Genomic DNA, 23,099 nt, shown 5'->3' on the forward strand with positions numbered 1-23,099 from the left:
TCCGCATAAAAGAGGTTTTAATAATCATGTTTCAACGTAAGCAATATTACGCAGCGCATGCTGACCAGCGGCTGACAGTTTTATAACAAGTTTGTCAGACTGGCTTTATTTACAGGATTAGACATTTCCTTGAATAAAATAAGAAACGTGCAGTCATGCACGGTGAAATATTAATCACAACTGACACTGATTAAAGAGAATAATTATCGATGTAGCAACGTGTAATAAAATATAAATGCTGTAACGCTTATACCCGGAGTTTTCCGACAATCCCGGTAAACCCGATATTCATCGCTATGCTTACTGAACGACTTTTTCATTCAGTATGGCAACGGCAATGCCGCTGATAACGCATTACGACGGAGGTAACATGAAAATAGCAATGGTACTGACATCCCACAGCGAACTGGGCAATACCGGTAAAAAAACCGGCTTCTGGCTTGAAGAGTTCGCCGCCCCTTATTACGTGTTCAAAGATGCGGGCGCAGAGGTTGTGCTCGCCTCACCCGCCGGTGGCCAGCCGCCGCTCGATCCGAAAAGCGATCTGCCGGATTTTCAGACCGAACTGACCCACCGTTTTAAAGCCGACCCGGCCGCGCAGCAGGCACTGGCTAACACCGTCAAACTCGATAGCCTGCGCGCCGGGGATTTTGACGCTGTCTTTTACCCCGGCGGCCATGGCCCGCTATGGGATTTGGCCGAATCCGACACCTCGATTGCGCTGATTGAAGCGTTCGAACGGGCCGGTAAACCGGTGAGTTTCGTCTGCCACGCGCCGGGCGTGTTGCGCCATGTGAAAACCACCTCCGGCGATCCGCTGGTAAAAGACCGTAAAGTGACCGGTTTTACCAACGGCGAAGAAGCGGATGTTGAGCTGACCAATGTGGTGCCGTTTCTGGTGGAGGACGAATTAATAGCGCTCGGGGCGAAGTATGACAAAGGGCCGAACTGGGCACCGTTCGTCGTCGAAGATGGGAAACTGATCACCGGGCAAAACCCGGCCAGTTCTGAAGCCGTGGCGAAAGCGTTAGTCGCCATGCTGAGTTAATTGCTGTTGCCGCCATTACCCGCAGCGTAATGGCGGCGCTTCGCAGCCCCTTTTTGCGCAGCAACACCGGGTAATCCGGAAATAATAGAATCGCGCTTCTTCCTGCCTGCCCCGCCTCTTTAACGATAAATTGCCCAAAATGTGAAGGCCCGCAAAGCACCAGGTCAACCAGAGACAATTTTGGAGCCTTATGAAATACCCGCCCCGATAACCCTCCCGTATACTTGCTTCAACCGAAGAAAAAAGTCATTTAGGTTAGGCGCACCGCCAGCACGAAGAGAGATAAACGAGTCTGGCTGGCGGATCATCGGACAATGAGGGTCGTTTTTATGGAAAAGAAACATATTTACCTGTTTTGTTCTGCGGGCATGTCGACGTCATTGCTGGTGTCGAAGATGCGCACCCAGGCGGAAAAATATGAAGTCCCGGTCATTATTGAAGCATTTCCTGAAACGCTTGCCGGTGAAAAAGGCCCGCAGGCCGATGTTGTTTTATTAGGTCCACAAATCGCCTGGATGTTACCGGATATCCAGCGTCTGCTTCCCAATAAGCCTGTCGAAGTGATCGACGCCTCGCTGTACGGCAAAGTCGATGGTTTAGGTGTTCTGAAGGCCGCCGTGGCGGCAATAAAAAAAGCCGCCGCCAATTAAACGTTTTGCGTTCGCTTATCACACAGTGATCCCACACATTCACCGCAATGTTGCATTGCGGTATTTAAGGGTATTTTTCTATGAGTAATGCCATTGCTTCACTTGAAAAGATACTGGTGCCTTTTGCGGTAAAAATCGGCAAACAGCCACATGTTAACGCCATTAAAAACGGCTTTATCCGCTTAATGCCCTTGACCCTCGCCGGGGCGATGTTTGTCTTAATTAATAACGTGTTCCTGAGTTTTGGCGAAGGATCGTTCTTTTATTCGTTGGGCATTCGGCTGGATGCCTCGACCATTGAAACGCTGAACAGTTTTAAAGGCATCGGTGGCAACGTCTATAACGGCACGCTGGGCATTATGTCGCTGATGGCCCCCTTCTTTATCGGCATGGCGCTAGCGGAAGAGCGCAAAGTGGACGCACTGGCCGCCGGGTTGTTATCGATTGCCGCGTTTATGACCGTCACCCCATACAGCGTCGGTGAATCTTACGCCGTTGGCGCAAACTGGTTAGGCGGCGCGAATATTATTTCCGGGATTATTATTGGCCTGGCAGTGGCGGAAATGTTCACTTTTATCGTGCGCCACAACTGGGTAATTACCTTGCCAGACAGCGTGCCAGCTTCGGTGGCACGTTCGTTCTCGGCGCTGATCCCCGGTTTTATTATTCTGTCGATTATGGGGATTATCGCCTGGGCGCTGAATCACTACGGCACCAATTTCCATCAAATCATCATGGACACCATCTCCACGCCGCTGGCTTCGCTGGGCAGTGTGGTCGGCTGGGCATATGTGCTGTTTGTGCCGCTGCTGTGGTTTTTCGGCATCCATGGTTCGCTGGCGTTGACCGCGCTGGACAGCGGCATCATGACGCCATGGGCGCTGGAAAATATTTCTGTCTATCAACAATATGGCTCGGTTGAAGCGGCGCTGGCAGCGGGTAAAACGTTCCATGTCTGGGCGAAACCGATGCTCGACTCCTATATCTTCCTTGGCGGCAGCGGCGCAACGCTGGGACTGATTATTGCCATTTTCCTCGCTTCACGCCGCGCGGATTACCGCCAGGTCGCGAAGCTGGGGCTGCCTTCCGGTCTGTTCCAGATTAACGAACCGATTTTGTTCGGCCTGCCGATCATCATGAACCCGGTGATGTTTATCCCCTTCATTCTGGTGCAGCCGATACTTGCCGCCATTACGCTGCTGGCCTACTACACCGGCTTTATTCCACCGATCACCAACATTGCACCGTGGACAATGCCAACCGGCCTGGGCGCGTTCTTTAACACCAATGGCAGCATCGCCGCGCTGTTGCTCGCGCTATTCAACTTAGGCATCGCAACGCTGGTTTACCTGCCGTTCGTGATGGTCGCCAACAAAGCGCAGAACGCCATTGAGCAGGAAGAGAGCGAAGAAGATATCGCTAATGCACTGAAATTCTGACCGAACCCGGCGGGTCTTGCCCCGCCGGAAACAACGCGAGGAGCAACTATGTTCGATCTCGACACCGTCCTGGAGAGCACCACCCCGGCCGATGAGCTGGAAGAAGTGGTGATGGGCTTAATCATCAACTCCGGGCATGCGCGCAGCCTGGCGTACACCGCGCTGAAACAGGCTAAACAGGGTGATTTTGACGGCGCAAAAGCGCTGATGGAGCAATCAAGGCTGGCGCTCAACGAGGCACACCTGGTGCAGACTAAACTGATTGAGGGCGATCAGGGCGAAGGCCGGATGAAAGTGAGCCTGGTGCTGGTGCATGCACAGGATCATCTGATGACGTCCATGCTGGCGCGCGAGCTAATAACGGAACTAATTGAGCTTCACGAAAAACTGAAATAACAAGGAGTTAAAGATGCAGCCTTCGATCAACACGCTGGGGATCAAAACCGTTCATGAACAGCAGTTGTTTAACGGTAAAAATTTCCATGTGTTTATCTACAACAAGACGGAGAGCGCCAGCGGGCTGCATCAGCACGACTACTACGAGTTCACGCTGGTATTAACCGGCCGCTATTACCAGGAGATTAACGGTAAGCGCGTGCTGCTTGAGCGCGGTGATTTCGTTTTTATCCCGCTGGGTTCGCACCACCAAAGTTTCTATGAATTTGGTGCGACGCGGATACTCAATGTGGGGATCAGTAAACGCTTTTTTGAACAGCATTATCTCGCCCTGCTGCCATTTTGTTTTGTCGCCTCGCAGGCCTACCGCGCCAGCAGCGCTTTTCTGAGCTACGTGGAAACCGTTATCGCCTCACTCAATTTCCGCGAAACCGGGCTGGACGAGTTTATCGAAGCGGTAACCTTTTATGTCATTAACCGCCTGCGCCACTACCGCGAAGAGCAGGTGGTGGATGACACGCCGCAGTGGTTAAAAACCACCATTGAGTCAATGCACGATAAGACGCAGTTTGGCGAAAACGCGATGGAAAATATGGTGCAACTGGCGGCGAAATCGCAGGAGTATCTGACCCGCGCTACCCGGCGTTACTACCGCAAAACGCCAATGCAGATCATTAATGAAATCCGCATTGATTTCGCCAAGAAGCAGCTGGAAATGACCAACTATTCGGTCACCGATATCGCTTATGAGTCGGGTTACAGCAGCCCAAGTCTGTTTATTAAAACATTCAAGAAAATGACCTCATTCACCCCCAATAGCTACCGAAAAAGGTTAACGGAAATCAACCAGTAACGGCGAGCGGGCTGAACGTTTTACACCACCGTGTCTGACACGAAGGGAGAAATCATGAAGCAAAAATTAAAAGTCGTCACCATCGGCGGCGGTAGCAGCTACACCCCGGAATTACTGGAAGGGTTTATTAAGCGCTATCACGAACTGCCAGTCTCGGAATTATGGCTGGTTGATGTTGAGGACGGAAAAGAGAAGCTGGATATTATTTTCGATCTTTGCCAGCGCATGATTGATAAAGCCGGTATCCCGCTAAAACTCTTCAAGACGCTGGATCGTCGCGAAGCGCTGCACGACGCGAACTTTGTCACCACGCAACTGCGCGTGGGCCAGCTGAAAGCCCGCGAACTGGATGAGCGCATTCCGCTCAGTCACGGTTATCTGGGCCAGGAAACCAACGGTGCGGGCGGGCTGTTTAAAGGCTTGCGCACCATTCCGGTTATCTTCGACATCATCAAAGATGTCGAGGAAATCTGCCCGGATGCGTGGGTCATTAATTTCACCAACCCGGCGGGAATGGTTACCGAAGCGGTGTATCGCCACACCGGTTTTAAAAAGTTTATCGGCGTGTGCAATATTCCGGTCGGCATGAAGATGTTTATTCATGACGTACTGAACCTTAGCAGTAGCGATGATGTTGCCATGGATCTGTTTGGCCTTAACCACATGGTGTTTATTAAAGATGTGCTGGTTAATGGTGAATCGCGTTTTGCGGAGCTGCTCGACGGTGTGGCCTCCGGCAGACTGAAAGCCTCCTCGGTGAAGAACATTTTCGACCTGCCGTTTAGCGAAGGGTTGATCCGCTCGCTCAATCTGCTGCCCTGCTCTTATTTGCTCTATTACTTTAAGCAAAAAGAGATGCTGGCGATTGAGATGGGTGAGTACTACAAAGGCGGCGCACGGGCGCAGGTGGTGCAGAAAGTCGAAAAACAACTGTTTGAGCTGTACAAAGATCCTGAGCTAAAGGTGAAACCGAAAGAACTTGAGCAGCGCGGCGGCGCATACTATTCCGATGCGGCCTGCGAAGTGATCAACGCTATCTATAACGATAAGCAAACCGAGCACTATGTGAATATTCCGCATCACGGGCATATCGATAATATCCCGGCGGACTGGGCGGTAGAGATGACCTGTACGCTGGGGCGCAACGGCGCGACACCGCACCCGCGCGTGACCCACTTTGATGAGAAAGTGTTGGGGCTTATCTACACCATTAAAGGTTTTGAAGTGGCGGCCAGCAAAGCGGCGCTCAGCGGCGAGCTAAACGATGTGTTGCTGGCGCTAAGCCTTAGCCCGCTGATCCACTCCGATCGCGACGCGGAAATTCTGGCGCGTGAAATGCTCCTCGCTCATGAAAAGTGGCTGCCAAACTTTGCCAGTACCCTTGCGCAACTGAAAGCTGAACATCACTAATCGGGGCGGCTATGGAATGCTTACTGATTGTTAACGCGGATGATTTTGGCCTCAGTAAAGGGCAAAACTACGGCATTATCGACAGCTTTCGCCATGGTGTTGTCACCTCAACGACCGCGTTGGTCAACGGCGATGCGGTGGAGCATGCCGTTGGGCTGTGTCAGCGCGAACCCTTGCTCGGTGTCGGCATGCACTTTGCGCTGACGTTAGGCAAACCGCTGACGCCGATGCCCGGCCTTGCGCGTAACGGGCAACTGGGGAAATGGATCTGGCAGATGGCGCAGGAAGATACGCTGCCGCTGGAAGAGATAGCGGGTGAACTGGAAGCACAGTATCAACGGTTTATCGCCCTGTTTGGTCGGGAACCGACACATCTGGACAGCCATCACCATGTGCATATGATCCCGCAGATCCTGCCCATCGTCGCAGCGTTCGCCGTAGAGCGCGGCGTGGCGCTGCGCATCGATCGCCCCGCGTTGCCGCCAGACTTCGCGCTACCCGCCACACTGCGCACGACGCAGGGTTTTAGCAGTGCGTTTTACGGCGAAGCGATTGCCGAAGCGCTCTTTTTACAGGCTCTGGATGCTTCTGCTGCACGAGGAGAAAGCTCGCTGGAGATCATGTGCCACCCGGCATTTATTGATAACACCGTGCGTCAGAGCAGCTACTGTTACCCGCGCTTAACGGAACTGGAAGTACTGACCTCACAGTCGTTGAAATATGCGATTGCCGAGCGCGGCTACAGGCTGGGGAGCTTTGTGGATATTTAACCCACGCGTTGCGGCGCGCCTTTGCGCCGCAACGTTGAGCTGTTACCACCACACTTCGGCCTGAACGCCCACCGCTAGCTGATCCTTTTTCTGATCGCCAAACTGGAAATGGCTGATGCCGTTATCCTGCGCGCGAATATAGGTCGTATAAAAACGGATCTCCGGCCGCGAGGCCAGCAGGCTGGTGTCGACTTTCAGCGCATGGTAAAGCGTGGTTTTATAACCCTGCTCATGGTAATTCACACCCTGTTGTTTGTTGGTCTGCTTAAACCACCCCAGCTCAACCCCGGTCTGGTTGTAGCTGTCCAAAATCCACGCCGGGCGCACCACCGCACGGAAGCTGTGATAGTCCGTATGCGCGCCGGTATCGTAACTGTAAATATCGTTACCTGCTGAGTAGATCAGCGCATGCGCCATTACCACCTGTTTGAACGGGTACGCCTCGCCCTGCGAGATCAGGCGAAACGCTTTGCCGTAGCTGTGCTCGCCGTAGTAGCTGTCGCCATAACCATACGTTGGGCTGGGGCCAAATGGTTGAGCAAAGCCGCTGGCCAGCGAGTTATCCGCCGCCTGCACGGTAAACTCCTCAAAACCGCCTGCGCTAAGCGCCTGACGAACAACCACACCGGCCAGCCACGCATCTTTTATGCTGTAGTAGCTGCCGTTATCCTCACGGTTTTTATAGGTGTCGGATTTGTTCGCCACTGAATAACGGGCAAGCAGAGCAAGCGTCGCGTTATCCCACAGCGGGATATTGTTGTAGCGCACATCGAGCGTATTGGTATTCACCTGCAGCGCTTCGCTGGCGGCAGGATAGCTCACCGCATGGGCATTCAAATCCTGACGCACCAGCGCGGCATTGATCTGCCCAGGACCAAGCTGCCAGTTTTCAATACCCACACCCGCACCGCTCTCGGTGAGGTGGCTTTTCCAGTCCAGCATCTGGATTTCATATTTCGGTAAGTTGTGTTTGCCGACCCAAAAGTCTGCTTCCGGCGCAAAGGGAAGAAACCCTTTGGTGGTCAGGTAAATATCAGAAAATTGCAGTCGGCTTTCAGCATCTTTATCAAACCAGGCATCGCCATATTGCTCACCCACATTGCCGTCGAATAGCACCACCGCATGGGCCGTTTTTCCATTCTGGTCATAGACGCGTTGTTTGAATTGCAGATCAAACCACGAGGAATATTCATTCCCAAATCGTCCGACGGATCCAACAGCATAAGGTTGTGGCGATCCATGGCTGGCAGTGCCCCAACCGGAACGAAGATAGCCGGAATAGGTAAAACCGATATCTTCTTTGACAAAACTGCTAATCTCTTTCAGCGTTGGCGCTGTTTTTTCCGCTGCCGCATTATTTGTGATTTGTTTATTAACGACCGTCGTTACAGGTTTATTACTTTTATTTTCGGATTCGGTTTCCTGATACTGTTTTAATGCCGCTTTGGTCTGTGATAATTCAGTGGCATTTTCCTGTAACTGTTTTTCCAGCTGCGCCAGGCGCTGTTCAACCGTCAGGCTTTGCGACCAGGCATTACCGCATACGGCCGAGATAAACAGCACAAGCAATGTTTTCTTCATTGAAAGTTCCCTTTGTAAATAGAAAGCAAATAAGTTAGTGGCGTGCGTTACGTGAAGAAATCCGCTTCTTCAAAAATAAAAACCATGAAGAAGCGGGAGAACGCTTAATAAGCAAAATTCTAATTATTATCTCAATTATTCCCTGGAGATGACGCAGAGGCTCTACATCGACAACAATAGTCGTGTAGAGCGAATATTTATGTCCACTGTGAATTCCACTCTATTTGATCTGTCTCGCAGAATTAATGCGAAAAAAGATTGATATTACATTGCTCTGTAAGCGTCACTCCTAATAATAAATAATATAATCCTAAATTTTAATTTTATTATTGGTCTGTCATATAAAAGGTTCATCTAATAACAGTGACAAACGGAATACGTAATGTGAAGGATTTATAGAGGCTTTATGAAACACCGGGAAAATATAACCACCATACTGAAATAAAGAATAGGGATAACTGAGCCGTAGCCAATATAATTATCCTAAAAAATCCACGTGCCACCGTGGATTTGTTTTGTCCGCGCTTACATCCAGTCCTCTACCGCGCCATCGAGCGGGCGCAGCGGCGGCGTAATCCGTTCAATCTCCTCTTCAATATCAAATTCCGTGAGATCCTCTGCCGTGGCTAACAAAAAAGTCTGGCCTTGCGGGGAGATCCATTCAGAGATGAAATATTGCTCCTTGCGTGACAGCTCAATTTTCTGCTGCCCTTCCCGGTCGAAAAATTGCCCGTAGCGCTCATCATGCTTTGATAAGTTCAACCCCATGGCCGGGTAAACACCGCGCCACACCTCGCCATGATGCTTGCCGCCCAGCACCAGGTACTCCTGCATAATTTTCTTGCTCATCCGCGCTCCTCACCATGCTGTTTCTTTTAAGCGTAGACAACTCTCCGCTCACCCTATGAAAAGAGCACGCGACACGCCTCAGGCTTGCTGTGGAAACAGTACGACGACACGCGTTACGAAATGTCCTGAATCAGGCCTATAAACGTCATTTAAGACATTCGGGGTTTGCTTATGATGCTTCCATCGCATCCATTGCTGACCCAAGGAGTCTCGCATGACCATCGCTACGCAACCTCACAAAGGCACGGCTGTTATCACCGGCGCATCAACCGGTATTGGCGCGATTTACGCCAACCGCCTGGCCAGAATGGGCTATGACCTGATTATCGTCGCCCGTAACCATAACCGCCTGAACCAGATGGCCAGCCACATCACGGCAGATACCGCCCGCAATGTGGAAGCCGTCGCCGCCGATTTAAACGACGCCCAACAACTGCGGGCGCTGGAAGCGAAGCTGCGTGAAGATGCCAGCATCACGCTGCTGGTGAACAACGCCGGCGTCGGGACGCACACGCCACTGTTATCCAGCGATGTCGATCAAATGGAGGCGATGATTAACCTCAACGTCACCGCGCTGACCCGCCTCACATACGCGGTCGTTCCCGGTTTTGTGGCACGCGGCGCGGGCGCCATTATCAATATCTCCTCAATTGTCGGCATCGCGCCGGAACTGCTGAACGGGGTCTACGGCGGAACAAAAGCCTTTGTGCTGGCGTTTAGCCAGTCGCTACATCATGAACTCGCAGATAAAGGCATTCAGATCCAGGCCGTGTTACCCGGCGCAACAGCAACGCCTTTCTGGGACAACGGCGGTTTGCCGCTGGAACAGCTGGATAAATCCATTGTGATGAGTGCTTACGACCTGGTCGACGCCGCACTGGTTGGCTTCGCGCAGGGTGAACTCGTCACCATCCCCTCGCTGCACAACGACGCGGACTGGCAGGCAATGGAACAGCGCCGACAGGCCATGCTGCCCAATCTCTCCAGTAACGTACCGGCTGAGCGCTACCGCCCGGCTACCACGCACTGAGCATCCATTTCAAACAGAGGGCTTTTTTTATGAAACTGACAGGCAATACGATTTTTATTACCGGCGGCACTTCAGGCATTGGCCGCGCGATGGCGGAAAAATTTCACCAGTTGGGCAATAAAGTGATCATCTCCGGGCGGCGAAAAGCGCTGCTGGATAGCGTCACAGAAGCCAACCCTGGCATGGATTCCGTGGTGCTGGACGTCACGCAAGCCGCAAGCATCAAAGCGGCGGCACAAGAGGTGCTGTCGCGCTACCCGGCGCTGAACGTGGTTATCAACAATGCAGGCATTATGCCGTTCGACAACCCCGCCGGTGAACTGGATGACGCAATGGCCACCACGCTGTTAGACACCAACTTGTTAGGCCCGGTGCGGGTAAGCGCGGCGTTTATTGAGCATCTGAAACAGCAACCGGACGCGGTACTTATCAATAACAGTTCGATTCTGGCGTTCTTACCTCTCGTCAGTAACGCGCTCTATTCGGCGACCAAAGCCGCTATCCACTCTTACACCTTGTCCCAGCGCTTCCTGCTGAAAGATTTTGGCATCAAGGTTATCGAAATTTCGCCGCCGTGGGTCGATACCGATCTGATCTATAAAAGTGGCGACACCCGTGCGATGCCGTTGCCGGATTTTATCCAGCAGACCTTCGAGAAGCTGGGCACCGATACCATTGAAGCCATTGTCGATAGCGTGCTGCCCGCACGCGCCAACCCAGGCGCGAACGAACATGAGATGGTCAACGCCTTTAACCAGGCGATGGTGGACAACCCGATCCCTGTGGCGTGATCGAATTGCGGGGCCTGGGCCCCGCAGCGGGAGTGAATGATGAATAATCGATTATCTCTGGCGCAACGACGCGCGCTGTGGGCGCTGAGCCTGGCGTATTTTATTCAGGCAACGGGAGCGCTATCGGTAGCGGGTAGCCTGGCCGCCATCTCCCATGAATGGGGGTTGAGCGATGGTCAAAGCGCGCGTTTACTCGCTATTTTCGGCCTGACCTTTGCCATCAGCGCACCGCTGGCGCAGGTGTTTTTGGGTCATGTGATGCGCAAATACCAGGTGCTGGCCGGGATGCTGGTGTTCGGCCTCGGGGCATTTATTTTCGCCATCGCCCCCGATTACACCACGCTGGTTATCTCCCGCGTGGTGATGGGGCTGGGCGCATCGCTGATTGGCCCGGTGCTGGTAGCGCTCGGCGCGGAACTTGTCACGCAACATGAACGCGGCAGCGCCATTGCCACGATCCTGCTCGGCGTCTCCATGGCGAGCATGATCGGCATTCCGCTGGCAGCGTGGATCGCGAATGGTTGGGGGGCAAGAGCGTTATTTGCACTTGTCGCGCTGGTGAGTGTACTGACCGCGCTGGCTGTCTGGTTCTCTGTGCCGAACATCGTTAAAGGGGTGGATATCCGTTTACGCCAAGTGGGACAGGTGTTAATGGATGGCAAATCGCTGGCGGCGTTTTTAGTGGTCTTTTTCATCACCTCCGGTGTGTACGACATGTATGCCTTTATTTCGCCGATGATCCGCGATCGCTGGCAAGGAGATACCGCCAGCGTCTCGGTGGCGCTGACGGTGATCGGTGTTGCCGGGATTTTGGGGAACTTGTTTGTTGGCCGCGCCGCACGCCGTTATAGCGCCGAACGATTACTGGTCACTGGCATCACTATGCTGGTGCTGGATATGCTGCTGCTTATGATCCTGCCCGGTAAGCGGGCGTTGCTCTATTTGTTACTGGTGCTGTGGGCGTTTTCTACCGATCTTCTGTGGCCAACCCAGCAACGGCGGATTGTCGAAATCGCATCGGCGTCGACACGCGGTATCTCGCTCGCCCTGACCAGCGCGTTTATGTTTTGCGGCATTGGTTTTGGCTCGGCGGTCGCTTCATGGCTCTATCCGCTGTTCGGCTTTTATGGTGTGATGCTAAGCGCAGTTCTGTTTTTACTTTTGGCGCTTATCAGTTTATGGATCTCTGAACGATTACGCGTTCGAAGCCGGGCTTTGCCAGCCGCCAGCGCATGTTAAAGGGTGTCGAGATGCACAAAATTGGATTACTTATTTCCGACCATTTTCAGATGCTGGCGCTGTCCACCTTGACGGTGTTTGAGTTTGCCAACCTTGTTGCCGGTGAAGCGTTGTATCAGCCAACGGTCTATTCAGAGTTTGGCGGCACGGTTTATTCCTCATCCGGCATTGGCGTCGAGTCCCGACCGTTGGAAAGCGTCACGCAAATCGATACCTGGCTGGTCGCGGGTGTGCTGTCGCCCGTGGATGAACCGGCCAGCGCTGGTATCGTTCACTTTCTGCAAACCACCGCGTTACAGGCGCGCCGCATCGCGGGGATCTGCACCGGCGCATTTGTGCTGGCGCAGGCGGGCTTGCTGGAGAAAAAGCGCGCCACTACGCACTGGGCGCACGCCCGAAGCCTGCTGCTGCAACATCCGGACGTTCAGCTTGAAGACGATCGTATTTTTATCATTGATGACCGCATCTGGACGTCCGCCGGGATGACGGCCGGGCTGGATATGGCGCTCGGTATGGTGGAAAAAGATCTGGGTGCCGAGGCAGCACGTGTCGTCGCGCACCGGCTGGTGATGAATCAACGCCGCTCCGGCGGGCAGACGCAGCACTCTGAAATGCTGGCGCTGGCACCGCGCTCGGATCGGCTGCAAAGCGCGCTGGAATACGCCCGCAATAATCTGAAAAAAGCGCTGACGGTAGAGCTGCTGGCCGATGCGGTTCACGTGAGCGCCCGCCAGCTCAGTCGCCTGTTTCGCCAGGAGACGGGCAAATCGCCGGCGAAAGCGATTGAAGGATTACGGCTGGAAGCGGCGAGGCTAATGATTGAGCAGAGCCGGCTTTCGCTGGATACGATTGCCCGTGAAGCAGGTTTTCGCGATGGTCGCCATATGCGGGAAGTTTTCGTGCGTGGCTATGGCATCCCGCCGCAATCGCTACGCACCGGCCGTTAAGGTTTCATGCCGATTTTCATTCCTGCGGTGAAAGAGCTAATGCCAAAAACGGGTTTTTTATACTGACAGGCGGCGTAGACTTACCTGAACTTTCACATAAAATCAGGAGTATAAAATGAACGATACCGTAACGGTTGTTGCAACGATTACCGCCCATGCCGGTAGCCGCGAAAAGGTGGCCGGGGCGCTTAAAACCGTTGAACGCGATGTGCAGGGCGAACCGGGTTGTCTCTCTTATCAGCTGCATGTCAACCGTGAAAACGACCACCAGTTCGTGATGATTGAGCGCTGGGCATCGGCAAAAATGCTGGAACAACACAGCCAGGCTGCGCCATTCAGGGCGTTAGTCAGCGCTATTGACGGGCTCGCCGACCTTAACGTCATGACCCTCAGCAGTGGTGCTTAATCGTTGATTGTTTTCAGCGAGCAAAATCTTTAAACGGGTTGGCGATTTTTGCCAGCCCGTTTTTGCATTCTCAGACGCTATGGCTGAGGCGTGTGCTGATGGGTTCGGCGTTTTCGGTATTGCGCCGGGTTCACACCATACAGCCGCTTGAACCCTTTCGAAAACGAGGACAGCGAAAGAAACCCGCATCGTTCGGCGACAGCGTCGACAGTTAACCCCGCGTGCGTAATGAGTAACTGGGAGGCCATCGCCATGCGTAGCTGGGAAAGCCACGCCTGCGGCGTAAGCGGATAGCTGCGGGCAAAATAACGGGCAAATGTCGCGCGGGATAAAAAGCACCGCTCGGCCATGGTTTCCAGGGTCCACGGGTGCGCAGGATCGGCGATGACGGCCAGCAACGCGGGGGCAAGCCGTTTGTTGCTCATCAGCCTGAGCAAACCGGCGGGCGGCTCATGTAATGAGAGCAGCAGTCGCAAGATCAGCGCCAGCAGCGTATCGGCCAGCCCTTTGGCAATCGTCGCATTCCCCGGCAGCGAACCGAGGCTTTCACGCACCAGCATCATCAGCAACATTTCCAGTTCAGGACACGCTTGCCAGTGGTTTGTTTGCAGATGGATAAGGTGGCTTTCATGGGCAAACAACCAGCCGCTGTGCGGGCCAAAATCAAATTCGCCGCACAGCACTTCCACCGCCGCTCCTTTCGCCGGGCTTCGGACTTCTGTCAGGATACCGTTGTCATGCTTTAACGCCGGAACCACCTGCCCCCACTCGACCAGGCTCTGGAGCAGATGCGGCGAACCGTGGGGAAGCAGGAGCACATCGCCTGCACGCACATCCACATGCCGACCTTCTACCACCAGCCTCGCTTCGCCGTGCAAAACCACATGCCAGGGCACCACGCCAGGCGCAAGCTGATCATGACCGGCTTCCCAGCGCCCGGCAAAGCGGCAGTGGAGATTTACAGCGCATGTTGGCGCCAGCATCGCAAGCAGTTGGCTGAGGCTATCCACATTTTCCTCTGAGACGATAAGACAAAAAATAGAGACGATGTATAACGGTTACCCGGAAGCTATCTGCCTATTATGAGCACATCGCCAATACGGCGGAACCCATACACTGACAGGAGATCATCATGAGCCGTTTAACATCCATTCAACCCGAAAACGCCACCGATAAAACCGCCGATCTTTTCGATGCTATTAAGAAAGCGATGGGTAAAGTACCTAATGCCTACCAGACCATTGGCATTGCCCCGGAGATGCTTGCTCAGGCGTTACAACATAATGCCGCACTGGCAAAAAGTTCGCTGAATAAAAAAGAGCTGGAAGCAATCAACTTACTGGTCAGTGAAATTTCCGGCTGTGACTACTGCCTGGCCGCGCATACGTTAACGGGAAAAATGGCGGGTTATAGCGTGGAGCAAACGCAGCAGCTGCGCCGTGGCGAATTCCCTGAAGATGCGCACATTGACGCGCTGCTGAAATTCGTTAAAACCGTGGTTACCACGCACGGTACGCTGCCGGCAGAAAAGGTTGAATCGCTGCGCAGCGCCGGTTTCGAAGATCGTCAGATTGTCGAGATAATCAGCGCTATTAGCGCCATTCTGTTTACCAATATGATTAACCGCGTCAACGACACGGTTGTGGACTTCCCGAAAGCCGCCGCTCTGTAACGCTCCGCCTGGCTTCCCGCATGATGGGAAGCCAGTTTTGCCTTCCTGTTTCCCAGCCCCTCAGACTTCGTTATCATGCTGCCCTGGCAGAGTGATCGCTAACCAAAACAACAAAAGATTCACTCATACATTTCACGATAATGGACATCACTGACCGATGAGTACTATCGACAATTTCGACGCACATACGCCGATGATGCAGCAGTATCTGAAGCTGAAAGCGCAGCACCCGGATATTCTGCTGTTCTACCGTATGGGCGACTTCTATGAGCTGTTTTACGACGACGCCAAACGCGCCTCGCAGCTGATGGACATTTCACTGACCAAACGCGGCGCGTCTGCCGGTGAACCGATTCCGATGGCGGGTGTGCCGCATCATGCGGTGGAAAACTATCTGGCGAAGCTGGTGAGCCTGGGTGAATCGGTGGCGATTTGCGAGCAGATTGGCGATCCGGCCACCAGCAAAGGGCCAGTCGAACGTAAAGTGGTGCGCATTGTCACGCCTGGCACCATCAGCGATGAAGCGCTGTTACAGGAGCGCCAGGACAACCTGCTCGCCGCCGTCTGGCAGGACAGCAAAGGCTTTGGCTACGCGACGCTGGATATCAGTTCCGGGCGTTTTCGCGTTAGCGAACCCGCGGATCGTGACACCATGGCCGCCGAGCTGCAACGTACCAATCCGGCAGAATTGCTCTATGCGGAAGATTTCGCAGAAACCGCGCTGATTGAAGGCCGCCGAGGTTTGCGCCGCCGCCCGCTGTGGGAGTTCGAAATTGACACCGCACGCCAGCAATTAAATATGCAGTTCGGCACGCGCGACCTGGTCGGTTTTGGCGTCGAGAATGCGCCGCGCGGCCTGTGCGCCGCAGGTTGCCTACTGCAATACGTGAAAGACACGCAGCGTACCGCCCTGCCACATATTCGCTCCATCACCATGGAGCGCCAGCAGGACACCATTATTATGGATGCCGCGACGCGCCGAAATCTGGAGATCACCCAGAACCTGGCAGGTGGCGTCGAAAACACGCTGGCGTCGGTGCTCGACTGTACCGTAACGCCAATGGGCAGCCGCATGCTCAAACGCTGGCTACATATGCCGGTGCGCGATACGAAAGTGCTGACCGAACGCCAGCAAACCATCAGCGCATTGCAGGAACACACCAGTGAGCTGCAACCGGTGCTGCGTCAGGTGGGCGATCTGGAGCGTATTCTGGCGCGTCTGGCGCTGCGCACCGCCCGTCCACGCGATCTGGCGCGTATGCGTTACGCTTTCCAGCAATTACCGGAACTGCGTAGCCAGCTGGCGGATATCGACAGCGCACCGGTACAGGCGCTGCGTGAAAAAATGGGCGAATTTGTCGGGTTACGCGAACTGCTGGAGCGCGCCATCATTGAAGCGCCACCGGTGCTGGTGCGTGACGGCGGCGTGATTGCGCCGGGGTATAACGCCGAGCTGGATGAGTGGCGTGGGCTGGCAGATGGCGCGACCGATTATCTCGACCGCCTCGAGATCCGCGAGCGTGAGCGGCTGGGGCTGGATACGCTGAAAGTGGGCTATAACGCGGTGCATGGCTATTTCATTCAGATCAGTCGTGGGCAGAGCCACCTGGCACCGATTCACTATGTACGCCGTCAGACGCTGAAAAATGCTGAGCGTTACATTATTCCGGAACTGAAAGAGTACGAAGACAAGGTTCTGACCTCCAAAGGCAAAGCGCTGGCGCTGGAAAAACAGCTCTATGAAGAGCTGTTTGATCTGCTGATGCCGCATCTGGCGGATTTGCAGCAGAGCGCCGCCGCGCTGGCAGAGCTGGATGTGCTGGTCAACCTGGCGGAACGTGCTTATACCCTGAATTACTGCTGCCCGACCTTTAGCGAAAAACCGGGCATTCGCATTAGCGAAGGCCGCCATCCGGTGGTTGAGCAAGTGCTGAAAGAGCCGTTTATCGCCAACCCGCTAAACCTGTCGCCGCAGCGGCGGATGTTGATCATCACTGGCCCGAATATGGGCGGTAAAAGTACTTATATGCGCCAGACCGCGCTGATTGCGTTGCTGGCCTATATCGGCAGCTATGTTCCGGCGCAAAAAGTGGAGATCGGGCCAATCGATCGTATCTTTACCCGCGTCGGCGCGGCGGATGATCTCGCCAGCGGACGCTCCACGTTTATGGTGGAGATGACCGAAACCGCGAACATCCTGCATAACGCCACGGAAAACAGCCTGGTGCTGATGGACGAAATTGGCCGCGGGACATCGACGTATGATGGCTTGTCGCTGGCGTGGGCGTGTGCGGAGAATCTGGCGAATAAGATCAAAGCGTTGACGCTATTTGCCACCCACTATTTCGAGCTGACTCAGTTGCCGGAAAAAATGGAAGGCGTGGCGAATGTGCATCTCGATGCGCTGGAACACGGCGATACCATTGCCTTTATGCACAGCGTGCAGGATGGCGCGGCCAGCAAGAGCTACGGCCTGGCAGTCGCTGCGCTAGCAGGAGTGCCCAAAGAGGTGATCAAGCGCGCACGCGGTAAATTGCGCGAGCTGGAAAGTCTGTCGCCGAGCGCGGCAGCCACACAGATCGACGGCACGCAAATGTCGCTGCTGGCCGCGCCAGAAGAGACAAACCCGGCGGTTGAAGCGCTGGAAAACCTCGATCCGGACAGCCTGACGCCGCGCCAGGCGCTGGAGTGGATTTACCGTCTGAAAAACCTGCTGTAACACCTCTTCCCTCTCCCTGAACGGGAGAGGGAATTTCACTTATCCGCCAGCCACGCCGACATCTCCCGCCCCCGCGCGGTGCAGTATCAACACCTTACGACATCATGCAAAACGCACATCTGGATCGGCGCAGCGGTTCGCGATGACCAGGCTGAACCGCAGCCCAACAACCTTTTACCGGCGATCACTCGCCTGGATGGACAGATGGTGTTTCCGCCTTATTGGCGGTGCCGATCCGTTTATGTCCAGGTTTTAGATGCCGCGTTTTCATGCCGTTTAAGTCTGGCTGACGGACTATAAAACTGAGGCAGCACTAAGCCAGACGCGCACGCAAAAAATCAACAAACGCGCGGACTTTGGCTGGCTGATGCTGTGCATCCGCATAGACGGCATAAACCCCCTGCTGCGCGAAGCGGTATTCCGGCAACAAATGAATAAGCCGGTGACTGTCCAGCGCCGTTTGCACCAGCCATAGCGGTAACAACGCCACACCGCAACCGGCCAGCGCGAATGCCATTAACGCCTGCGCGCTATCGGCGGATAGCCGCGCTGGCGCGGTGATTTCCAGCGTTTCACTGCGCCCGCTGGCATCGGTAACTTGCCAGCGCAGCGGTGCGCTTAAGCGCTCATGAATGATCCACTCCGCCTGCGCCAGCGATTGCAGCGAGGTCACAGAATGGGCGCTCAGCCATTCGGGCGTTGCCACTGGCACAATCGCAAAACGTGAAATCAGCGCTGCGTGATAGCGCGAATCCGCCAGCGATCCTAAGCGGATCGCCACATCAAAACGTTCTGAAATCAAGTCATTATGCTGAGACGAGGCCACATGGCGGATGCGTAAACCGGGATGATCCTGACCGAACGCCGCCAGCGCCGGAACCACAACCTGTGCGCCATACTCCGGCGTGCTGGTGATCCGCAACTCGCCGCATAAACCCACGTGGCTCGCCCGGACATCATCTTGCAAGCTCTCTGCGTCATTGAGCAACGCAACACCGCGCTGATAAAACACATGACCCGCATCGGTTAGCGTTAGCCGCCGCGTTGAACGTAGCAACAAGGTTACGCCGAGCTCGTTTTCAAGCTGGCGGATATTAAAGCTGACCACCGCTTTGGTTTGCCCAAGCGCGACAGCGGCCGCGGTGAAACTGCCGGTATCGACCACGGCAATAAAAATAGCCATACGCGATAAATTGAGCATCGGGTTTCCATCATTGTAAAAATAATTTTGACAGTATATCGCCCGGTACGCCGTTTATCCCGTTCCATCGCCCCGCTACAGTACGCCTCCACACAGGAGGGGTAGAAAATGGTGTATCGCAATAAGGTCGCGGTGGTTTATCTGCTGGGCTTTTTTCTCGACCTAATCAACATGTTTGTTGCCAGCGTGGCATTCCCGGCGATGGCGGTTAGCTTGCAGGCTTCAGTTTCTACACTGGCATGGGTTAGCAATGGGTATATCGCCGGTTTAACGCTGGCAATCCCGTTTAGCGCACGGCTAACCAGACGCTTTGGCGCACGACGGATCTTTATCTTTTCATTGATAGTATTCAGCACTGCGGCGATGGCGGCAGGCTGTGCAAACTCCGCAGGCAGCCTGATTTTCTGGCGCGTGCTGCAAGGCATGGGCGGCGGGCTGCTGATCCCGGTGGGACAAGCGTTAACCTGGCAGCAATTTGAGCCCCATGAACGCGCCAAAGTCTCATCCGCCGTGATGCTGGTCGCGCTGCTGGCTCCCGCCTGTTCGCCCGCAATCGGTGGCGTGCTGGTAGAGTCTTTTAGCTGGCGCTGGATTTTCTTCGCCACGCTGCCTGTTGCGCTGTTAACGCTGCTGCTCGCGAGCCTCTGGCTGAAAGATGAACCTGTGGCAAGCGGATCATCGCGCCTGCTGCATTTACCCTTACTGCGTAACTCGCTGCTGCGCTTCGCCATGCTGATTTATCTGTGCGTGCCGGGGATGTTCATCGGTGTGAGTGTGGTAGGCATGTTTTATTTGCAGCGCATCGCCGGGATGTCGCCCGCAGTAACCGGCGCATTAATGATCCCGTGGTCACTGGCTTCTTTCGCCGCGATCTGTTTTAGCGGCCGTTATTTCAACCGCCTTGGCCCACGACCATTAATCATCACTGGCTGTTTATTGCAGGCTGTTGGGATACTGATGTTGACGGGCGTTACGCCACAGACGCCTGTCAGCGTCGTTACCGCAGCATTTACCCTGATGGGCGCGGGTGGGAGTTTGTGCAGCAGCACCGCGCAAAGCAGCGCCTTTTTGACGATTACCCATCATGAAATGCCCTATGCCAGCGCGCTGTGGAACCTTAACCGGCAACTGAGCTTCTTTCTCGGGACAACCTTGCTGGCGTGCGTGTTGAGCACGTTACAGCATCTGTTTTCCCCTTTACTGGCCTGGCGCGGCACGTTTATTACCGCTGCCGCCTTTTCCTTGTTACCGCTGGTGGCCGCCCTGCGGCTGAATAACCAACAAACATTGCACTATCTGCATCAGGAGAAACCATGAAGCTCTATATCAGTGAAATTGTTGACGCGCATGCCGCCATCGAAAACTGGCTCAGCCGGGGTGAAGGTGAACTGGAAGCATTGATGGCGCGCTTTGCCGAAAACTTTTCCATGGTGACGCTTTCCGGCGCATCTCTGGACTACGCGGCGCTTGCCGATTTTTTCCAGGCGCAACGCGGTAGCCGTGCGGGGCTAAAGATTGTTGTCGATAATGTTGAACCGCTGGCGGAGTGGGACGGCGGCGCGGTAATCGGCTATCGGGAAACGCAGGGCGAGCATGTGCGCTGGTCGACGGTGGTGTTTCAGTTTCAGCAAGGGCGCGTGTCGTGGCGTCATTTGCATGAGACGGCGCAGGCAGCGTAACGGCAAATTGAAAGCAAAGAAAAAAGGCCGCGTCATCTGCGAGCGGCCTTTTTGTCGTGAAATGGTGCTTATTCGCGGAACAGCGCTTCGATATTCAGCCCTTGCGTTTGCAGGATTTCACGCAGACGACGCAGACCTTCAACCTGAATCTGGCGAACACGTTCACGAGTGAGGCCAATTTCGCGGCCCACATCTTCCAGTGTCGCAGCTTCATAACCCAGCAGACCGAAACGACGCGCCAGCACTTCACGCTGTTTGGCGTTCAGTTCGAACAGCCATTTAACGATGCTTTGTTTCATATCATCGTCTTGCGTGGTGTCTTCCGGGCCGTTGTCTTTCTCATCGGCCAGGATATCCAGCAGCGCTTTTTCAGAATCACCGCCCAGCGGCGTATCAACTGAGGTAATGCGCTCGTTGAGACGCAGCATACGGCTGACATCATCAACAGGTTTATCCAGCTGTTCGGCAATCTCTTCTGCGCTCGGCTCGTGGTCCAGCTTATGGGACAACTCGCGCGCAGTACGCAAATAGACGTTCAGCTCTTTAACAATGTGGATTGGCAGACGAATAGTACGGGTTTGGTTCATGATTGCCCGTTCAATAGTCTGACGGATCCACCAGGTGGCATACGTTGAGAAACGGAACCCACGTTCCGGGTCAAATTTCTCAACGGCGCGGATCAGCCCCAAGTTACCCTCTTCAATCAGATCCAACAGCGCCAGACCACGATTGCTATAACGACGGGCAATTTTCACCACCAGACGCAGGTTACTTTCGATCATGCGACGGCGAGAGGCTACATCACCACGTAGCGCACGGCGTGCGAAATAGACTTCTTCTTCGGCCGTTAAGAGCGGGGAGTACCCAATTTCCCCAAGGTACAGCTGAGTAGCGTCTAAAACCCGCTGGGTAGCACCCTGCGACAACAGCTCCTCTTCAGCCAGGTCGTTATCACTGGGTTCCTCTTCTACTAAGGCTTTCTCATCAAAAGCCTCTACTCCGTTCTCATCAAATTCCGCGTCTTCATTTAAATCATGAACTTTCAGCGTATTCTGACTCATAAGGTGACTCCTACCCGTGATCCCTGGGCAAAGCACCTGAAGACTACTCATTTTGCCGGCTGCAGCGGCATCTGCGCACGCTGCAACGACTCAAATGGGGAGCACTTCAATCACTTTGCACCGATTTATCGCTGCGGCAAATAACGCAGCGGGTTTACGGATTTCCCCTTGTAACGAATTTCAAAATGCAAGCGTGTAGAACTGGTTCCGGTGCTACCCATGGTAGCGATTTTTTGCCCCGCCTTAACTTCTTGTTGTTCCCGGACCAGCATAGTGTCGTTATGGGCGTAGGCACTCAGGTAATCATCGTTGTGTTTTATGATGATCAAATTACCGTAACCGCGCAGTGCGTTACCGGCATATACAACGCGCCCATCTGCGGTCGCGACGATAGCCTGTCCTTTACTGCCCGCAATATCGACACCTTTATTGCCACCTTCGGTCGCAGAGAAGTTATCGATAACGTTGCCCTCAGTCGGCCAGCGCCATGAAGCAATCGGCGAGCTGGTTGATGTACTGCTGGCAGTCGGTTCGGTTGAGCTTACAGAAGGAGCCGTAACAGGCGCTGTGACGATAGTCGCAGGCTTATTGTTCGGCAACATTTTGTTAGCACTTTGTTCACCTGAATCTTCAGAATACGTAATTGTCGGTTTCGAAGCAACCACTACGGTTGAATTTTGTGCAGGTTTTGAGACGATTCCTTGCGCAGAAGCATCGGCGCGAGTTATGGCGTTACCACCAGTGATTGGCGTACCGGATGCGTTGCCAACCTGTAATGTTTGTCCGACTTCCAGACCGTACGGGGCGGCAACGTTATTTCGCTGCGCGAGATCACGGAAATCGTTCCCGGTGATCCACGCGATATAAAACAGCGTATCACCACGTTTAACGGTGTAGGTGCTGCCGCCAGTGTAGCTGCCTTTAGGAATATTGCCATACTGGCGGTTATAGACAATGTGGCCATTCACCGTCTGAACGGGCTGCTGTGCCACGGGCTGGATCTGCGTTTGCTGAACGGCAGGACGCTGTACCGGCTGAATTTGCGGTTGCTGCGCGGACGTGCCAAGTTTTGGCGGCGGTGTGATTAACATACCGGAACTGGAATTATTACTGCTGGCGCTCTTCATGCCGCCAACGGAACTGACCGGGGCCGGAGCATTAGTGGAATTTGAACACCCTGCCAGCCAAAGTGAAACCAGTGATAATGCCGCAACACGGCTTACGGTTAATTTTGGGCTTCCCGCGCTCATTTATCCCCCAACAATATGTAAATTACCAATGACTTAAAGATGACCGCGAACGTTTACGGCAAATGTGCTCACCATACGCTGTTATTGCCTGAAAAACCCAGGAAAACT

22 protein-coding genes are annotated in these 23,099 nt (G+C 54.2%); 16 read left to right on the plus strand and 6 right to left on the minus strand.

All coding sequences use genetic code 11. The features are described from left to right. The first annotated feature begins 370 nt into the window (after positions 1-370). The 7 genes from ACFX4U_RS16485 to chbG all read left to right on the plus strand — a co-directional run bounded on the left by ACFX4U_RS16485 (position 371) and on the right by chbG (position 6,566). Positions 371-1,048, plus strand: coding sequence for a type 1 glutamine amidotransferase domain-containing protein (locus tag ACFX4U_RS16485; RefSeq protein WP_313508675.1), 678 nt, complete (start codon positions 371-373; stop codon positions 1,046-1,048). Positions 1,049-1,377: 329 nt separating this feature from the next. Then, a complete protein-coding gene (locus ACFX4U_RS16490; protein WP_313508673.1) occupies positions 1,378-1,698 on the plus strand; it encodes a PTS sugar transporter subunit IIB in 321 nt (106 codons plus the stop codon). Between the two features lie 80 nt (positions 1,699-1,778). Further along, positions 1,779-3,137, plus strand: coding sequence for a PTS N,N'-diacetylchitobiose transporter subunit IIC (chbC, locus tag ACFX4U_RS16495; protein ID WP_313508671.1), 1,359 nt, complete (start codon positions 1,779-1,781; stop codon positions 3,135-3,137). A gap of 48 nt (positions 3,138-3,185) precedes the next feature. After that, positions 3,186-3,533, plus strand: coding sequence for a PTS N,N'-diacetylchitobiose transporter subunit IIA (gene chbA / locus ACFX4U_RS16500; RefSeq protein ID WP_200552487.1), 348 nt, complete (start codon positions 3,186-3,188; stop codon positions 3,531-3,533). A 13-nt stretch (positions 3,534-3,546) separates the two neighbouring features. After that, on the plus strand, positions 3,547-4,386 hold the full coding sequence (gene chbR / locus ACFX4U_RS16505) for a transcriptional regulator ChbR (protein WP_017459239.1): 840 nt from the start codon (positions 3,547-3,549) through the stop codon (positions 4,384-4,386). Positions 4,387-4,440: 54 nt separating this feature from the next. Next, on the plus strand, positions 4,441-5,796 hold the full coding sequence (locus ACFX4U_RS16510) for a 6-phospho-beta-glucosidase (protein WP_313508667.1): 1,356 nt from the start codon (positions 4,441-4,443) through the stop codon (positions 5,794-5,796). A gap of 11 nt (positions 5,797-5,807) precedes the next feature. Further along, positions 5,808-6,566, plus strand: coding sequence for a chitin disaccharide deacetylase (gene chbG, locus ACFX4U_RS16515; protein WP_313508664.1), 759 nt, complete (start codon positions 5,808-5,810; stop codon positions 6,564-6,566). A gap of 42 nt (positions 6,567-6,608) precedes the next feature. Here chbG and ACFX4U_RS16520 read toward each other — a convergent pair whose 3' ends face one another. After that, complete coding sequence (locus ACFX4U_RS16520; RefSeq protein WP_313508662.1) at positions 6,609-8,147, minus strand: carbohydrate porin; 1,539 nt, start codon at positions 8,145-8,147, stop codon at positions 6,609-6,611. A gap of 525 nt (positions 8,148-8,672) precedes the next feature. Next, the gene (locus tag ACFX4U_RS16525) at positions 8,673-8,996 is read right to left on the minus strand and encodes a hypothetical protein (protein WP_305735154.1); all 324 of its coding nucleotides are present in this window, start codon (positions 8,994-8,996) and stop codon (positions 8,673-8,675) included. Between the two features lie 214 nt (positions 8,997-9,210). Between ACFX4U_RS16525 and ACFX4U_RS16530 the strand changes: the two genes are divergently transcribed. From ACFX4U_RS16530 to ACFX4U_RS16550, 5 genes are all read left to right on the plus strand, one after another. Next, positions 9,211-10,026, plus strand: a complete 816-nt coding sequence (locus ACFX4U_RS16530; RefSeq protein WP_305735153.1) for an SDR family oxidoreductase — start codon at positions 9,211-9,213, stop codon at positions 10,024-10,026. Between the two features lie 29 nt (positions 10,027-10,055). Continuing rightward, positions 10,056-10,817, plus strand: coding sequence for an SDR family oxidoreductase (locus tag ACFX4U_RS16535; protein ID WP_305735152.1), 762 nt, complete (start codon positions 10,056-10,058; stop codon positions 10,815-10,817). Between the two features lie 39 nt (positions 10,818-10,856). Beyond that, the gene (locus ACFX4U_RS16540) at positions 10,857-12,056 is read left to right on the plus strand and encodes an MFS transporter (RefSeq protein ID WP_313508657.1); all 1,200 of its coding nucleotides are present in this window, start codon (positions 10,857-10,859) and stop codon (positions 12,054-12,056) included. Between the two features lie 11 nt (positions 12,057-12,067). Beyond that, a complete protein-coding gene (locus ACFX4U_RS16545; protein WP_313508654.1) occupies positions 12,068-13,003 on the plus strand; it encodes a GlxA family transcriptional regulator in 936 nt (311 codons plus the stop codon). A 115-nt stretch (positions 13,004-13,118) separates the two neighbouring features. After that, entirely contained in the window at positions 13,119-13,409 is a 291-nt protein-coding gene (locus ACFX4U_RS16550) for a putative quinol monooxygenase (RefSeq protein WP_017459230.1), read from the plus strand. Between the two features lie 77 nt (positions 13,410-13,486). Here ACFX4U_RS16550 and ACFX4U_RS16555 read toward each other — a convergent pair whose 3' ends face one another. After that, positions 13,487-14,419, minus strand: coding sequence for an AraC family transcriptional regulator (locus ACFX4U_RS16555; RefSeq protein ID WP_313508650.1), 933 nt, complete (start codon positions 14,417-14,419; stop codon positions 13,487-13,489). Positions 14,420-14,541: 122 nt separating this feature from the next. Between ACFX4U_RS16555 and ACFX4U_RS16560 the strand changes: the two genes are divergently transcribed. Together ACFX4U_RS16560 and mutS are read left to right on the plus strand one after the other, a co-directional pair. Further along, positions 14,542-15,081: a carboxymuconolactone decarboxylase family protein gene (locus ACFX4U_RS16560; protein WP_313508648.1), complete on the plus strand. Its 540-nt coding sequence runs from the start codon at positions 14,542-14,544 to the stop codon at positions 15,079-15,081. A gap of 157 nt (positions 15,082-15,238) precedes the next feature. Then, positions 15,239-17,800, plus strand: a complete 2,562-nt coding sequence (mutS, locus tag ACFX4U_RS16565) for a DNA mismatch repair protein MutS (protein WP_313508645.1) — start codon at positions 15,239-15,241, stop codon at positions 17,798-17,800. A gap of 313 nt (positions 17,801-18,113) precedes the next feature. Here the strand turns inward: mutS and ACFX4U_RS16570 are convergent, their stop codons facing one another. Then, on the minus strand, positions 18,114-19,001 hold the full coding sequence (locus ACFX4U_RS16570) for a LysR family transcriptional regulator (protein WP_313508642.1): 888 nt from the start codon (positions 18,999-19,001) through the stop codon (positions 18,114-18,116). 108 nt (positions 19,002-19,109) lie between these two features. Between ACFX4U_RS16570 and ACFX4U_RS16575 the strand changes: the two genes are divergently transcribed. After that, complete coding sequence (locus tag ACFX4U_RS16575; protein ID WP_313508639.1) at positions 19,110-20,318, plus strand: MFS transporter; 1,209 nt, start codon at positions 19,110-19,112, stop codon at positions 20,316-20,318. Beyond that, positions 20,315-20,680, plus strand: coding sequence for a DUF4440 domain-containing protein (locus ACFX4U_RS16580; RefSeq protein ID WP_313508637.1), 366 nt, complete (start codon positions 20,315-20,317; stop codon positions 20,678-20,680). Before ACFX4U_RS16575 ends, ACFX4U_RS16580 begins: the two co-directional genes overlap by 4 nt. A gap of 68 nt (positions 20,681-20,748) precedes the next feature. Here the strand turns inward: ACFX4U_RS16580 and rpoS are convergent, their stop codons facing one another. Both rpoS and nlpD read right to left on the minus strand, forming a co-directional pair. Beyond that, the gene (gene rpoS / locus ACFX4U_RS16585; protein ID WP_002442472.1) at positions 20,749-21,741 is read right to left on the minus strand and encodes an RNA polymerase sigma factor RpoS; all 993 of its coding nucleotides are present in this window, start codon (positions 21,739-21,741) and stop codon (positions 20,749-20,751) included. Positions 21,742-21,866: 125 nt separating this feature from the next. Further along, entirely contained in the window at positions 21,867-22,940 is a 1,074-nt protein-coding gene (gene nlpD / locus ACFX4U_RS16590) for a murein hydrolase activator NlpD (protein ID WP_305737559.1), read from the minus strand. Between the last annotated feature and the right edge of the window lie 159 nt (positions 22,941-23,099).

It is taken from the genome of Kosakonia sp. YIM B13588 (assembly GCF_042788165.1).
GTDB lineage: Bacteria > Pseudomonadota > Gammaproteobacteria > Enterobacterales > Enterobacteriaceae > Kosakonia > Kosakonia sacchari.